This window comes from Rhizobium sp. N621, from assembly GCF_001664325.1.
GTDB lineage: Bacteria > Pseudomonadota > Alphaproteobacteria > Rhizobiales > Rhizobiaceae > Rhizobium > Rhizobium esperanzae.
Genome location: NZ_CP013498.1, coordinates 256,813 through 269,034 on the forward strand (window position 1 = coordinate 256,813; position 12,222 = coordinate 269,034).

Consider the following 12,222-nt stretch of genomic DNA (forward strand, 5'->3'; position numbering starts at 1 on the left):
AAAGCATGGATAGTGGTGGTTCATGTTGAATATGAATAAAAGCCCGTTCGACATCCGGCAGCTCGAAGCCTTCGCGGCGGTGATGTCGGCTGGCAGCGTCACCGGCGCAGCCCGGCTGCTCGGCCGTTCCCAGCCGGCCGTGACGCGGCAGATCCAGGACCTGGAAGCCGATCTGGGCTATGCGCTCCTCCACCGAAGCGGTCCGCGCATCCAGCCGACGTCGCGCGGACTGCGCTTCCATGCCGAGGTCGAACGTCATCTCGCCAGCCTGACGCACATCCGCGAACGGGCCGAGGCAATCGGTCTCGACGAGCCCGCGACCTTGACCATCGCGGCAACGCCGTCTCTTGCCGCAGGAATCCTGCCGCAGGCTTTGGCGGCCGTCTCGCCCGACCTGATCCCGCGTCATCTCCACGTCCAGGCGCTCGCCGCCGAAAACGTCGTGCAGGCGGTTCTCGCCCGGTCGGCCGATCTTGGCATATCGAGCCTGCCGCTCGAACATCGCGGTCTCGACATCCACTGGATCGCGGAAGCACCTTGCGTGATCGCCATCGGCGCCGACGATCCTCTCGCTGCGAACGACGTCGTTCGCCTGGCCGATCTCGCGGAGCGTCGCATCATCACGCTCGCGAACCCCTATCGGCTTCGTCATCGCGTCGACGAGGCGCTGGAACGAGCAGGGGTGGCGCCGGATCGCATCATCGACGTCAACGCCTCGCTGACTGCGCTCTCGTTGGTGCGCGCAGGACTTGGCATTGCCATCGTCGAGCCCGCGACCGTCTGCGGCGTGCCCCTCGATGGCATCGTTATGCGCGTGCTCGACCTGGCCATCCCGTTCCTGTTCGGTGCGATCTCGGCGGCGGCGTTGCCGCTCGCGCCGACCGTCGCCGCCGTTATCGATGCCGCGCGGCTCGAAGCGTTGAAGATGCCTGGCTGCCGTCTGCTGGAGGCGAATGGCATCGAAACCTTGGCGGACACCGTCTACGGGCAGGCTGCGATCTCCGAAGGAGCGCCGGCATGAGCGACCTTTCCACACATCCTCACAATCTTGACGCCCTCGAAGCGCGTCTTCGTCAGGACCTCTCCTGGCTGGAACTGCCCGCCAAGGCGTGGGTTCCCGCCCGCGAAATTGATGGCCAGCCTGTCATCGACGTCGTCATCATCGGCGGCGGCATGGCAGGCCTCGTCGCTTCCGGAATGCTGAAGCGCCTTGGCGTCGCCAACCATGTCATCCTCGACAAGGCACCCGCCGGGCAGGAAGGGCCGTGGGTCACTTTCGCCCGGATGCGCACCCTTCGATCTCCGAAACAGCTTACAGGCCCCGCGATGGGACTGCCGGCGCTCACCTTCCGGGCCTATTATGAAGCGCGCTTCGGCAGCGCAGCGTGGATGGCGCTCGACCGAGCGCCACGCGAGACGTGGATGGACTACCTGATCTGGTATCGGAAGGTGCTCGAGCTGCCGGTGCGCAACGGCGTCTCGGTCGATGCGATCCTGCCGCGCGACGATGGCATGCTCGACCTCGCCTGCAGCGAGAATGGGCGCACGGAAACGATTATCGCCCGCCACGTTGTTCTCGCAACCGGCCGCGACGGTCTCGGCGGCCCCTTCGTGCCCGACATCGCCGAAAATATCGATCGCAGGTTCTGGGCGCACACCGCCGATGCGATCGACTTCGCAGCGCTGCGCGGCAAGCGGGTAGGGGTGATCGGTGCGGGTGCGTCGGCGATGGACAATGCCGCGACCGCGCTCGAAGCAGGTGTCGCCCGCCTCGACATGTTCGTCCGCCGCAAGGAACTGCCGCGGATCAACAAGTTCACCGGCATCGGCAGCCAGGGCGTCGTCCATGGCTTCGCCGGACTGCCCGACGAATGGAAGTGGCGCTTCCTCGACTACGCCATGAGCCAGCAGACGCCGCCGCCGCGTCCGAGCGTGCTGCGCGTCAGCTCCTTCGAGCGGGCCCACCTTCATCTCCAAAGCCCGATCACCGGCCTGCAGCAGGACGGCGACCAGCTCGTCGTGACGACGTCGAAGGCCAGCTACCCCCTCGACTTCTTGATCTTCGGGACCGGCTTCAAGATCGATCTGACCAATCGGCCGGAACTGGCGGTCTTCGAACCCCACATCCGACTTTGGCGCGACCGCTTCCCGATGCCGGCCGGGATGGCGAATGCGGAGCTTGAAGGATCGCCTGATCTTGGCGAGGCTTTCGAATTCCTTGAGAGGGAACCGGGTTCCTGCCCGGTTCTCTCGAAGATTCATTGCTTCAACTTCCCGGCGACCCTCAGCCACGGCAAGCTCACAGGCGACATCCCTGCAATCAGCGAGGGCGCCGACCGCCTGGCGCGCGGCGTCGTCCGATCGCTCTTCGTCGAAGACCGCGAGAAGCACTTTGCAAACCTCCAGGCCTTCGACACGCCGGAACTTCTCGGCGACGAGTGGTTCGATGCCGAGACCGAAGCGCTTCCCGAACTGTCTTCCGAAAGGACCTGATATCCGAAATGCTTGAGATCAAGAACCTGAAGCTGTCCTACGGTCGCACCCAGATCCTGAATGGCGTCGATCTCTCGGTGAAACGAGGTGACGTGGTTTCGATCATCGGTCCCAGCGGAACCGGCAAGACGACGCTGTTGAAGTGCATCAACCACCTGGCGAAGCCGGCATCCGGAACGATTGCCTTCGACGATATCAGGATGGACTTCGCGCGGCCGGACAAGACCGCCGTTCGGGCGATTCGTCTACGCACCGCGATGGTCTTCCAGCAGTTCAACGTCTTCAAGAACATGACGGTCATCCAGAACGTCATGGATCCGCTGGTTGTCGTGCAGGGCAAGTCGAAGGACGAAGCCCGCGCCATTGCGCTGCAGGAGCTTGAGCGGGTGGGGCTTTCCGACAAGCTCGACAACTATCCGTCGCAGCTTTCGGGCGGGCAGCTCCAGAGAACGGGCATCGCCAGAGCGCTCGCGGTCAAACCTGATGTGATGCTCTTCGACGAGCCGACCTCGTCGCTCGATCCCGAACTCGTGAACGAGGTCCTCAAGGTGATCAAGGATGTCACGTCCTCGGGCATCACCTCGCTTCTCGTCACGCACGAGATGCAGTTCGCCAAGAACATCTCGAACCGCATCGTCTTCATGGACCGAGGTGTCGTCGCAGCTGACGGCAGTCCGTCCGAAATCTTCGACACGCCCTCCAACCCGCGCCTCGCTCAGTTTCTCAATTCCGAACGCGCGATCCAGTAAGAAAGGATGCCTGAAATGACTTCCATGAGTTCAATCTCGCGCCGTGGTCTCGGTCTCGCCGTAGCAGGCGTCGCGATCGCGTTCGCAACCGCGTCCTTCGCCGAGGACGTTCGGACGATCAAGATCGCCACCGCGGCGGAATCGAAGCCGCTCTCCTGGGGCGCGATCGGCGTCGAACCGCAGGGTTACGAGCCCGACGTCCTGAAGGCGATCAACGCCAAGCTGCCGCAGTACAAGTTCGTGATGGAAGGTGCTGCCGACATCGCGCAGGAGACGGGCCTTGCGACCGGCAAGTACGATATCGCAACCGGCGGCTACTATCGTGCGCCAGCCCGCGAAAAGCAGTTCCTTATTCCGGAAGCGCCGATCGGCGCCAGCCTGATCAAGATTTACAGCCGCAAGGACAGCGGCATCAAGGAGATGAAGGATCTGGTCGGCAAGAAGATCGTGCCGGTGACGGCGGGCGGCGGCATCTACAAGTTCGCTACGGCGTGGCAGGAAAAGAATCCCGACTACAAGATCGAAATCACCGCTTCGAGTGCCGGCATTCCCTATCCGGATCGCCTGAAGGAGGTCGAGAACGGCAAGTATGACGCGCTCGTCCTGCCGTCGAATCTCGGCGAGCAGACCGTGATCGACCAGCAGAAGCTGAACGTCCAGGCAAGCGAGCCGGTCGCGATCAACAACACCTTCGTGCTCATCCATCGCTCGGAAGAGAACAAGGCGCTCGCCGACGGCATCGACAAGGCTTTGAAGGAGCTCAAGGCCGACGGCACGCTCGCCAAGCTCTCGCAGAAATGGTTCGGCGAGGACATCACCACATACATGAAGTAACGCCTGGCTTCGAAGCCGGCGACCAGGCCCCTGACTGACAGAAGGAGTGTTCCCAAGTGGACCTATCCATCATGATCCCCGAGCTGCTCTCGGCGCTGCCGCTGACGCTTGCGATCACGTTCACGGCCATGTTCGCCGGCTTCGTGCTGGCTTTGATGACGACGACGTTCCGCGTGCGCAGGATTGCGGTGGTCAGCCAGCTGGCCGACCTCTACGTGTCCTACGCGCGAAGCGTTCCGGTCGTTCTGCAGCTGTTCGTGGCTTTTTATGGTCTTCCGGTGCTTGTCGGCGTTTTCGGCATCGACGACTTCGTCTCGCCGACGATCGCCGCCATGCTGGGCCTCAGCCTCTATCATGGCGGCTATCTGTCGGAAGTCATGCGTCCGGCCTTTCTTGCCGTCGAGCGCGGCCAGCATGACGCCGCCGACAGCCTCGGTTATACGTTCCGGCAGAAGCTGGTGCGCGTCGTCGCGCCGCAGGCGGTGCATATCGCGCTTCCCGGCTACGGAAACTCGATCATCTACCTCATCCATAATGTAGCTCTGGTCATGTACATCGGCGCCGCCGACGTGATGGCGACCGCCCACCTCGTCATGGAGCGCGACTACAACCAATATCAGTTCGAAACCTACCTCCTATTGGCGGTGCTCTATTCGGTCCTCTGCCTGGCCGCCTGGCTGATCGTCCGTTTCTTCGAGCTTCGTTCTGCGAAGTTCGCCCCGAGTGCTGCGCCCGCCCGGGCCACGCTGATGGCAAGCGTCTGATCGAAGGAAGGAGCACACCATGTTCGATATCGAAGTTCTTCTTCCCGACCTCCGGGATATCCTGGGCGCAGTGCCGCTGACGCTTGCCATGGCGCTCGCCATTTTCGTGCTTTCGACGATCATCGGCAGCCTGTTTGCCATGGTCGAGTATCGTCGGGTCCCAGTCCTTCGCCAGCTCGTTGTCGCCTACAAGGTGGCGTTCAAGGGCGTCCCCATGGTGGTGGTGATCTTCCTTGCCTATTATGGACTTCCGTCGACGCTGCAGTTCCTTACCTCGCTCGTCGGCGTGGAGTACAATGGTCACTCGACGCCGAATTGGGTGACGCTCATCGTCGCCCTGACAGCCTGCGTCGCGGCTTTCCAGGCGGAGGTGGTCAAGGGCGCGCTGAACTCGTTCGACACGGGGCAGGCGGACGCCGCCTATTCGCTCGGCTACAAGAAGAGCCAACTCTTCCGCCGGGTCATGCTGCCGCAGGTGATTGTGGCAGCGATCCCGGATCTCGCCAACTCCTTCATGGTGATCATGAAGGCGCTGTCGCTAGGCTTCGCCATCGAGGTGGTCGACATCTTCGCACAGTCGCAGCTGACCGCGGCGCTGAATTTCTACTATCTCGAAGCCTTCCTGGTCGCCGTGGTGATCTACATGGTGATCGCCTATGCCGTGACCCAAATCGCCGACAGAACAGAGCGAGCTCTCAGAGGACGGACCTGAGGGGGCATGCGCCCGTTGCAGTTGACGCTGCTCGCGCCCGCCGGCGCTGCGTTTAGGGGCGGTAGCCGATGAACTTCCGCCGGAGGCAGGCATGGACTTCAGGATTCCTCGGGCGGCTTGAGGTGGCGGAACTGCAGCAACAGCAGGAGGTCGTATATAATCTTTAGGCCGGCACAGATGATAAGCGGCCAAGCCCGATAAGACGCGGCGAAAAGAGCACCGGCCAGCGCAGGGCTGGCCGCCGATGCGAGGCTGCGCGGCACCGATGTGAAGCTTGCGGCAGCGGCTCGCTCCGCCTCGGTGACAACCGCCATCACGTAGGAAGAACGGGTTGGCACATCCATCTGCGAAAGCGCGGCCCGAACCAGCAGCAAGGCAAGCACCAACGGCAAGGTGGGGGCGAATGCGGCAAGGCCGAGAGCGATGCTTGATGGAATGTGGGTGAACACCATGGTGTTCACTAAGCCAATCCGGTTCGATAGCCGGGCAGCGACAGGAAACGAAAACGCCGACAGCACGCCGGTCCAGAAAAAAAACACTCCAGCCTGGGATAGCGAAAGATCGAATCGTTCGAACAGCCACAGCGCGAGCAAGGACTGGACCACGAAACCTCCAGCGAAGGCATCGAGACTGAAGAGGGCCGCGAGCTTCATAACGATGGCGCGCGAAGGCCCGAGTGCCGCCGGCTTGTGATCTTCGTGCGTCACCGGGCGAGACGGTATGCGGGCATAAAGAAGGCCGCCGAGAATGCCAACGAGCGCATAGAGAACGAACATCAGCCTGATCGAACTCAGTTGCGTCATTCCGAACCGCGTCATGACGTCAGGCAGCGCCGCAGCAAGCGCGCCCCCGGCGCTTGCGAGCGCCCCGACCAGGCTGTAACGCGCAAACATTCTCGTTCGATCGGCGTTGGTCACCTCCCGGGCAAGGACCGCATGTTCAAGCGGCACGAAGATGCTCACGCTGCCTGCCGACGGATTGATCGTGCCGGCAAAGGCGACGGCGAGCAGCAGCGCATAGTCGCTGATCATGGGCATGGCGACACCGGTGGCGACCATCAGGCCGGCGGCTGCCAAAAGCAGGCGGCGGAGATCATGATGCCCGCCGAGAAATCCGATGATGATGGTCAAAAGTGCTGATCCGAAGAGGGATCCCGTGGCAATGACGCCGACCTGCAGGGGCGAAAATCCAAGAGCAAGGAGATAGACCGGCAAAAGAATGGCCACGAAGCCGTCGCCGAAGTCACGCAAGGAGCGCGCCGCAAAAAGCCATGTCGCCGGCTGAACGCTTCGCCGCTGTCCCATTGTCCTCGATCTCATCCTGCTTTCCGAAAATCAATTCCGGTTTTCGGGGTCGCTGCGCCAGACCACCCTACTTTCTAACCGTGCGTGGGCGCCAGCTGAACTGTTATTTCCGGTGGAATTTCTGCGACGCTGCAAAGGCGCGGCCGATATCGAAGGAGGGCAGTCGCAGCGGCGTACGGGAATCGCGGAAAACCAGCTCGACGAGCTTATCGACGACGAGGATGAAGCCGAGCGCCAGACCGAGATAAAGCAGAGCGGCGATGAGCACGAGCGATATTTCCATGGCTTACACGATCACCTTGGAAGCGTGGCTGCGGGCTGCAAGAGGCGTAGCGAAGAGGATTTCGATACGATCGTTCATGGCCGCCTCCCTCGTTTCGCCATAAACAGTTTCGTATCGTCTTGTTCCTGGCTTGCGGGCGAAGCCTCAAATTTTTTTGGAAGCTTCAAAACTTGCAGCGTCATCCGGCCTTTGTTCACCCCGCGCGGCAAGCCCGCCTGCAATCTCTTAAAACCCAACTAATTCAGGCATATGACAAAGCACAGCCGAAGGGCGTCGCAACGACGCCCTTTTTTGAATGTGATCGGTATTCCAGCAGTCAGGATGCCGTCTTGCGGCTCGCCGTCCGCTTGGGCGCCGGCGTGACAACGCCGTTTGTCTTGGCGCCCGTTGCGGCACGCTTCGTGGCCGTTGCGGCGCGCTTGGCCTTGGGTTTGGCTTCTTTGCCGTTGGAAGAGGCAGCAGAGCCTTCGAACGCTTCGCGCTCGTGCCGCGCCCGTTCCCAATGGATGGAATCTCGTCCTGTCGGATGGCCCTCTTCTTCCCAAAGGGCGTATGCACGTTTTTTGATCCACTCTTCCCGAGTTTCTGACATCGCTGATCTCCAGTCACATAATGCCGTCGTTCGAACGCGATACTGCCGGGATGGTTCCAGAGGAGGAGCGCCGTTTCAAGCGAAATCGAACTGCAACCGTAAATATTTCGCGTTGCAGCATATCAAGGTTGAGAATCGGCATTCACCGAGACTGAAATTCCGCCGCGCTGTGCAGATCTGACACGAATGCCTGGCGCTGCCTGTCCTGCTCGGCCTCATCGCGGATTCTCAGGAGATAGGAGGGGTGGATGGTCACCAGAACCGGCGGATGGTTTGCAGGCTGCAGGATGTGACCGCGCTCGGGCGTCAGTTTTGCCTTCGGCCCGAGCAGCGCATAGAGAGCGCTTGCGCCCATCGCCACCACGAGTTTCGGTTGCAGGATGTTGAGTTCCGCACCGAGCCACCAGGCACAACGCCTTATCTCGCCGGCATTGGGTTTCGCGTGCAGGCGTCGTTTGCCGCGCGGCGTGAACTTGAAGTGCTTGACGGCATTGGTGACGTAGCAGCGTTGACGGTCCAGGCCGGCTTCATCGAGACAGAGGTCGAGCAGATGGCCTGCCGGGCCGACAAAGGGCCTGCCGGTGATATCTTCCCGGTCACCCGGCTGCTCACCGACAAGGACGATCTCGGCCTTTCCCGGACCTTCACCGAAGACGATTTGCGTCGCATTCCGATAGAGGTCACAGCGGGTGCAGTCCTCGGCCTGATGCCGGAGTTCGGCAATGCTGTCTGCATCCGCGACTTCGAGCGCCAAGGCAGGACCGACGCTTGCGGCGATATTCATGATGGCGATCCTCATCTTCTGAGAAGGAATCGATCTCAACCGGGATTGTTCCCGCGATCGAACGGACCACTCCCGGCAAAACAATCCCGAGGAGAAATTTCGCGCCATGGGGGAGCGGCTGGATAATTGAACGCCGCCGTTTCGCGGCTATATTGGCCAGCGATGTTCTATCTCCTGTCGACCTACTGGCCGCATATCCTCTTTGTCGTTTCGATCGCCATGGGAGCCGCGGCGGCGATCCATGCCGCCATGACCAAGGAGGAGGTGCGCGCGGCGATCGGCTGGGTCGGCGTCATCATCCTCTCGCCTGTTGTCGGTGCGCTGCTTTATGCGATTGCCGGCATCAATCGCATCCGCCGCAAATCGCTGAGCATTCGCCGCGACGCCCTGCTGCTCGCGCCCGGGACCGACGAGCTGGAGACGTTCGACGCCGACGCCGAGACCGTGATCAGCCAGTTCGGCCGCCGCTTTGCGGCGCTGCAGACGCTTGGCGACCGCGTGACACGCAACCCGCTGACATCAGGCAATACGATCGACATGCTGGAGACCGGCGACGAGGCCTATACCGCGATGAAATCAGCCATCGATGAAGCGGGGCGCAGCATCCTGCTCGAAACCTACATCTTCGACCGTGATGTCATCGGTCTGCGCATCGCCGATGCGCTGATTGCCGCGGTGAAGCGGGGTGTAACGGTCCGGGTGCTGATCGATGCCGTCGGCGCGCGTTATTCGGTGCCGAGCATTCTCGGCCATCTCAAGGAGGGCGGCGTCACCGTCGCCGTCTTCAACGGCAATGTCATCATGGGTTTGCGGCTGCCCTATGCCAATCTGCGCACCCACCGCAAGATCCTGATCGTCGACGGCCGCATTGCGCTGACTGGCGGGATGAATATTCGGGCGGGTTTCAGCGAGCAGGAGACGGGCAAGAGCTTCGCCCATGATACGCATTTCAGTGTTACCGGCCCTGTGGTCGCCGACCTCTTCGACCTTGCCGCCGAAGACTGGCGCTTCACCACTGGGGAGCTGTTGAACGGCGAGGCCTGGCGCATCGAACCGCCGCAGCGCAACCCCGGCGATCCCATCCTGATGCGCGTCGTCGCCTCGGGGCCGGATCGCAGCGTCGAAACCAACCATAAGATGCTGATGGGCGCCTTTTCCGTCGCGCGTCAATCGATCCGCATCATGTCGCCCTATTTCCTGCCGGACCGCGAACTGATCAGCGCCCTGGTGACGGCGGCGCGCCGCGGCGTCGAAGTCGATATCGTCGTGCCTGACGTCAACAACCTCATGCTGGTCGACCGGGCGATGACGGCGCAATTCGATCAGATCCTCAAGAATTATTGCCGCATCTGGCGCTCGACCGGCAGCTTCAGCCACTCGAAGCTGCTGACCATCGACGGCACCTGGGCCTATGTCGGCTCTTCCAATCTCGATCCGCGCTCGCTCAGGCTGAATTTCGAGGTTGACCTCGAAGTGCTGAACGAGGGCTTTGCCGCCGAGATCGACGAGCATCTCGACGAAACCCTGAAATCGGCAACGCTGGTGACGCTGGAGGGCTTGCGCGCGCGGCCCTTTCCGGTGCGGCTGCTTGAGAAGGTGCTGTGGCTGGGGTCGCCCTATCTTTGATTTTTTGTGCCCGGACATGGCAAGTTCAGCCTGCCTGCCTATACTGGCGAGAGAGCCTTTCGATCAACGAAACAAGTGCGCCCTCCGATGCACGCTAAAAAAGAAAATTTACCGGCCAGTATTCTCGCCTCGATCAGGAACAGGAAAAAGCGGCTTGATCCCGCCTATACGGAGACACGGCCGCGCAGTGCCGGAACGTTGATCGCCTCCTACAATGTGCACAAATGCGTCGGCACCGACCGCCGCTTCGATCCTGAACGGACTAGTCGGGTGATCCATGAAATCGGTGCCGATGTCATCGCACTGCAGGAGGCCGATACGCGTTTTGGCGAGCGCACCGGCATTCTCGATCTCGGCCGACTCGAGCGAGAGACGGGGCTAATCCCGGTGCCGGTCGCCGGCATGGCCAAGGCGCATGGCTGGCACGGCAATGTCGTGCTCTTCAAGAAGGGGCTGGTGCATGACGTGCACCAGGTCAAGCTGCCGGGGCTGGAGCCGCGCGGCGCGCTCGTCGCCGAAATCGAGCTGGAAGAGGGCAGTGTGCTGCGCGTCATCGCCGCGCATTTTGGCCTGCTGCGCCATAACAGAGCCCAGCAGGCCCGCACACTGGTCGAACTCATCAACAACAGGCACGAGATGCCGACCATCCTGCTCGGCGACCTCAACGAATGGCGGCTGGGCGACCGCTCCTCGCTCAATACCTTCCAATCCGCCTTCGGAGAGCTACCACCTGCAGTCCCCAGCTTTCCCGCCGGCTTGCCGCTGCTCGCCCTCGACCGCATCATCGCCAACCGCAAGGGGATTATCTCCGAGGTGGAAGCGCATGACACGCCGCTCGCCCGCACCGCTTCGGATCATTTGCCGATCAAGGCGCTTGTCAACTTGAAACAGGCTGGCCGATAGATCAGCTCCAGAAAATCGCGCAGAGGCCCGCGGTCTGAACCGCGGAGCTGGTTGGCGGCTAACGCACTATAGAGCCGCAGCGGCGAGCAATTTCGTCGGAGTTCCGGCAAACCCGCCATGCGGTCTCGACGAGCCGGGTGTCGTTCTTGATCTGGATCAAGGTCATCGCGAAAGGATGAATCTACTGTCGTCTCGTGGTCTTGCGGCATCAACAACTCCGAAGGAGAACCACAATGGCGAACACAATCTTCCACACCCGTTCCGATGCGCCGACGACGACCCCTGCGCAAATTTCCGTTCCTGTTCTCAGCGCGACGGTGGCGGTTTTTGCAGCCGTATCGTTCCTGCTTTGCATGCTTCTTGGCTTCATAGCTCCCGAGTGGGGCCTCCATAGGCCGTGGCTGCAGTTCTACCTCGGGCTCACCGGCTTCGACCTTTGGAGCGTGGTGCTCGGCACGGTTCAAAGCGTCGTTTTCGGCGGCTATGCGGGCGCATTGCTCGGAGCCATCTTCAACGTCATCAGCCGCCGGTTTGGCTGATTGGCGACGCGCCGTTCGGCTCTGCCGCCCAGGCGCTGCGTCCGTCAACGGGCCTGGCCCGGCGGCGTGCACGCGAAGCACATAATTCGAAGTCATCCCGCCGCCGCGTCAGCGGAAGCGTGAACTGTGACCAGCCGAAGGAGAAGACCTATGAGAGTGCCGATTATTAACGCTGTCCTGCTGGCCGGGGCTATAACGGCCGGCACGGCAGGTATGACCTTTGCTCAGGCTAATGGACCGGATCCACACCATCCCGAAGACGCGCCGCAGACCACCTCGCCTTCGGACGTGGAGGGAATGACCGGAAGCCCGGGAGAAATGCCCGGCTCCGACATGATGCCCGGCGGAATGATGGGCCGGAACATGATGCGATCCGGCATGGGCGGCATGCCGATGATGGGCATGCGCGGACCGATGATGAAGATCATGTTCGCGATTGCCGATACCGATGGCGACGGTTCGCTTTCATTCGATGAAGTGACCGCCATCCACAAACGGATTTTCGGCGGCGTGGACGCCAACAAGGACGGAAAGGTAACGATTGAGGAGATGCAGGCATTCTGGCGACCTTAGTCAACCCGGATGAGTAGCTCGGAACCGTGCGAATGGTCGCGCCGGCTCCGACGATGTGATAGGATC

At 61.7% G+C, this 12,222-nt stretch carries 14 protein-coding genes; 10 read left to right on the plus strand and 4 right to left on the minus strand.

Going from position 1 to position 12,222, the window contains the following annotated elements; genetic code table 11:
• The first annotated feature begins 31 nt into the window (after positions 1 to 31).
• The 6 genes from AMK00_RS25800 to AMK00_RS25825 are packed head-to-tail and all read left to right on the plus strand — an operon-like array spanning position 32 to position 5,552.
• Positions 32 to 1,021 carry a LysR family transcriptional regulator gene (locus tag AMK00_RS25800; protein WP_064808843.1) on the plus strand — a complete coding sequence of 330 codons (990 nt, stop codon included), beginning with the start codon at positions 32 to 34 and terminating at the stop codon, positions 1,019 to 1,021.
• A complete protein-coding gene (locus tag AMK00_RS25805; protein ID WP_064808391.1) occupies positions 1,018 to 2,493 on the plus strand; it encodes an NAD(P)-binding domain-containing protein in 1,476 nt (491 codons plus the stop codon). The genes AMK00_RS25800 and AMK00_RS25805 overlap by 4 nt, the downstream gene beginning before the upstream one ends.
• 8 nt (positions 2,494 to 2,501) lie before the next feature.
• Positions 2,502 to 3,242, plus strand: coding sequence for an amino acid ABC transporter ATP-binding protein (locus AMK00_RS25810; RefSeq protein WP_064808393.1), 741 nt, complete (start codon positions 2,502 to 2,504; stop codon positions 3,240 to 3,242).
• Positions 3,243 to 3,257: 15 nt separating this feature from the next.
• On the plus strand, positions 3,258 to 4,076 hold the full coding sequence (locus AMK00_RS25815; protein WP_064808395.1) for an amino acid ABC transporter substrate-binding protein: 819 nt from the start codon (positions 3,258 to 3,260) through the stop codon (positions 4,074 to 4,076).
• A 56-nt stretch (positions 4,077 to 4,132) separates the two neighbouring features.
• On the plus strand, positions 4,133 to 4,840 hold the full coding sequence (locus AMK00_RS25820; protein ID WP_064808396.1) for an amino acid ABC transporter permease: 708 nt from the start codon (positions 4,133 to 4,135) through the stop codon (positions 4,838 to 4,840).
• Positions 4,841 to 4,859: 19 nt separating this feature from the next.
• On the plus strand, positions 4,860 to 5,552 hold the full coding sequence (locus AMK00_RS25825; RefSeq protein ID WP_064808398.1) for an amino acid ABC transporter permease: 693 nt from the start codon (positions 4,860 to 4,862) through the stop codon (positions 5,550 to 5,552).
• Positions 5,553 to 5,650: 98 nt separating this feature from the next.
• On the opposite strand, the gene AMK00_RS25830 is transcribed toward AMK00_RS25825, so the two are convergent.
• From AMK00_RS25830 to AMK00_RS25845, 4 genes are all read right to left on the minus strand, one after another.
• Positions 5,651 to 6,856, minus strand: coding sequence for an MFS transporter (locus tag AMK00_RS25830; RefSeq protein ID WP_064808400.1), 1,206 nt, complete (start codon positions 6,854 to 6,856; stop codon positions 5,651 to 5,653).
• Positions 6,857 to 6,959: 103 nt separating this feature from the next.
• A complete protein-coding gene (locus AMK00_RS25835) occupies positions 6,960 to 7,139 on the minus strand; it encodes a hypothetical protein (protein WP_064808402.1) in 180 nt (59 codons plus the stop codon).
• 316 nt (positions 7,140 to 7,455) lie between these two features.
• Positions 7,456 to 7,731, minus strand: coding sequence for a DUF2934 domain-containing protein (locus AMK00_RS25840; protein ID WP_064808404.1), 276 nt, complete (start codon positions 7,729 to 7,731; stop codon positions 7,456 to 7,458).
• 142 nt (positions 7,732 to 7,873) lie between these two features.
• On the minus strand, positions 7,874 to 8,515 hold the full coding sequence (locus AMK00_RS25845; protein ID WP_064808846.1) for a UdgX family uracil-DNA binding protein: 642 nt from the start codon (positions 8,513 to 8,515) through the stop codon (positions 7,874 to 7,876).
• Positions 8,516 to 8,677: 162 nt separating this feature from the next.
• On the opposite strand from AMK00_RS25845, the gene AMK00_RS25850 reads away from it, so the two are divergent.
• From AMK00_RS25850 to AMK00_RS25865, 4 genes are all read left to right on the plus strand, one after another.
• Positions 8,678 to 10,141 carry a phospholipase D-like domain-containing protein gene (locus AMK00_RS25850; RefSeq protein ID WP_064808844.1) on the plus strand — a complete coding sequence of 488 codons (1,464 nt, stop codon included), beginning with the start codon at positions 8,678 to 8,680 and terminating at the stop codon, positions 10,139 to 10,141.
• An 87-nt stretch (positions 10,142 to 10,228) separates the two neighbouring features.
• Positions 10,229 to 11,044: an endonuclease/exonuclease/phosphatase family protein gene (locus AMK00_RS25855; RefSeq protein ID WP_064808406.1), complete on the plus strand. Its 816-nt coding sequence runs from the start codon at positions 10,229 to 10,231 to the stop codon at positions 11,042 to 11,044.
• A gap of 233 nt (positions 11,045 to 11,277) precedes the next feature.
• On the plus strand, positions 11,278 to 11,583 hold the full coding sequence (locus tag AMK00_RS25860) for a hypothetical protein (RefSeq protein WP_020923106.1): 306 nt from the start codon (positions 11,278 to 11,280) through the stop codon (positions 11,581 to 11,583).
• Between the two features lie 150 nt (positions 11,584 to 11,733).
• Complete coding sequence (locus AMK00_RS25865) at positions 11,734 to 12,156, plus strand: EF-hand domain-containing protein (RefSeq protein ID WP_064808408.1); 423 nt, start codon at positions 11,734 to 11,736, stop codon at positions 12,154 to 12,156.
• The last annotated feature ends 66 nt before the right edge of the window (positions 12,157 to 12,222 follow it).

Bases quoted from the DNA above. Each gene is read 5' to 3' on its own strand.
- AMK00_RS25800 (WP_064808843.1), top strand. From the start codon at position 32: ATGAATAAAAGCCCGTTCGACATCCGGCAGCTCGAAGCCTTCGCGGCG.
- AMK00_RS25805 (WP_064808391.1), top strand. From the start codon at position 1,018: ATGAGCGACCTTTCCACACATCCTCACAATCTTGACGCCCTCGAAGCG.
- AMK00_RS25810 (WP_064808393.1), top strand. From the start codon at position 2,502: ATGCTTGAGATCAAGAACCTGAAGCTGTCCTACGGTCGCACCCAGATC.
- AMK00_RS25815 (WP_064808395.1), top strand. From the start codon at position 3,258: ATGACTTCCATGAGTTCAATCTCGCGCCGTGGTCTCGGTCTCGCCGTA.
- AMK00_RS25825 (WP_064808398.1), top strand. From the start codon at position 4,860: ATGTTCGATATCGAAGTTCTTCTTCCCGACCTCCGGGATATCCTGGGC.
- AMK00_RS25830 (WP_064808400.1), bottom strand. From the start codon at position 6,856: ATGGGACAGCGGCGAAGCGTTCAGCCGGCGACATGGCTTTTTGCGGCG.
- AMK00_RS25835 (WP_064808402.1), bottom strand. From the start codon at position 7,139: ATGGAAATATCGCTCGTGCTCATCGCCGCTCTGCTTTATCTCGGTCTG.
- AMK00_RS25840 (WP_064808404.1), bottom strand. From the start codon at position 7,731: ATGTCAGAAACTCGGGAAGAGTGGATCAAAAAACGTGCATACGCCCTT.
- AMK00_RS25845 (WP_064808846.1), bottom strand. From the start codon at position 8,515: ATGAATATCGCCGCAAGCGTCGGTCCTGCCTTGGCGCTCGAAGTCGCG.
- AMK00_RS25850 (WP_064808844.1), top strand. From the start codon at position 8,678: ATGTTCTATCTCCTGTCGACCTACTGGCCGCATATCCTCTTTGTCGTT.
- AMK00_RS25855 (WP_064808406.1), top strand. From the start codon at position 10,229: ATGCACGCTAAAAAAGAAAATTTACCGGCCAGTATTCTCGCCTCGATC.
- AMK00_RS25860 (WP_020923106.1), top strand. From the start codon at position 11,278: ATGGCGAACACAATCTTCCACACCCGTTCCGATGCGCCGACGACGACC.
- AMK00_RS25865 (WP_064808408.1), top strand. From the start codon at position 11,734: ATGAGAGTGCCGATTATTAACGCTGTCCTGCTGGCCGGGGCTATAACG.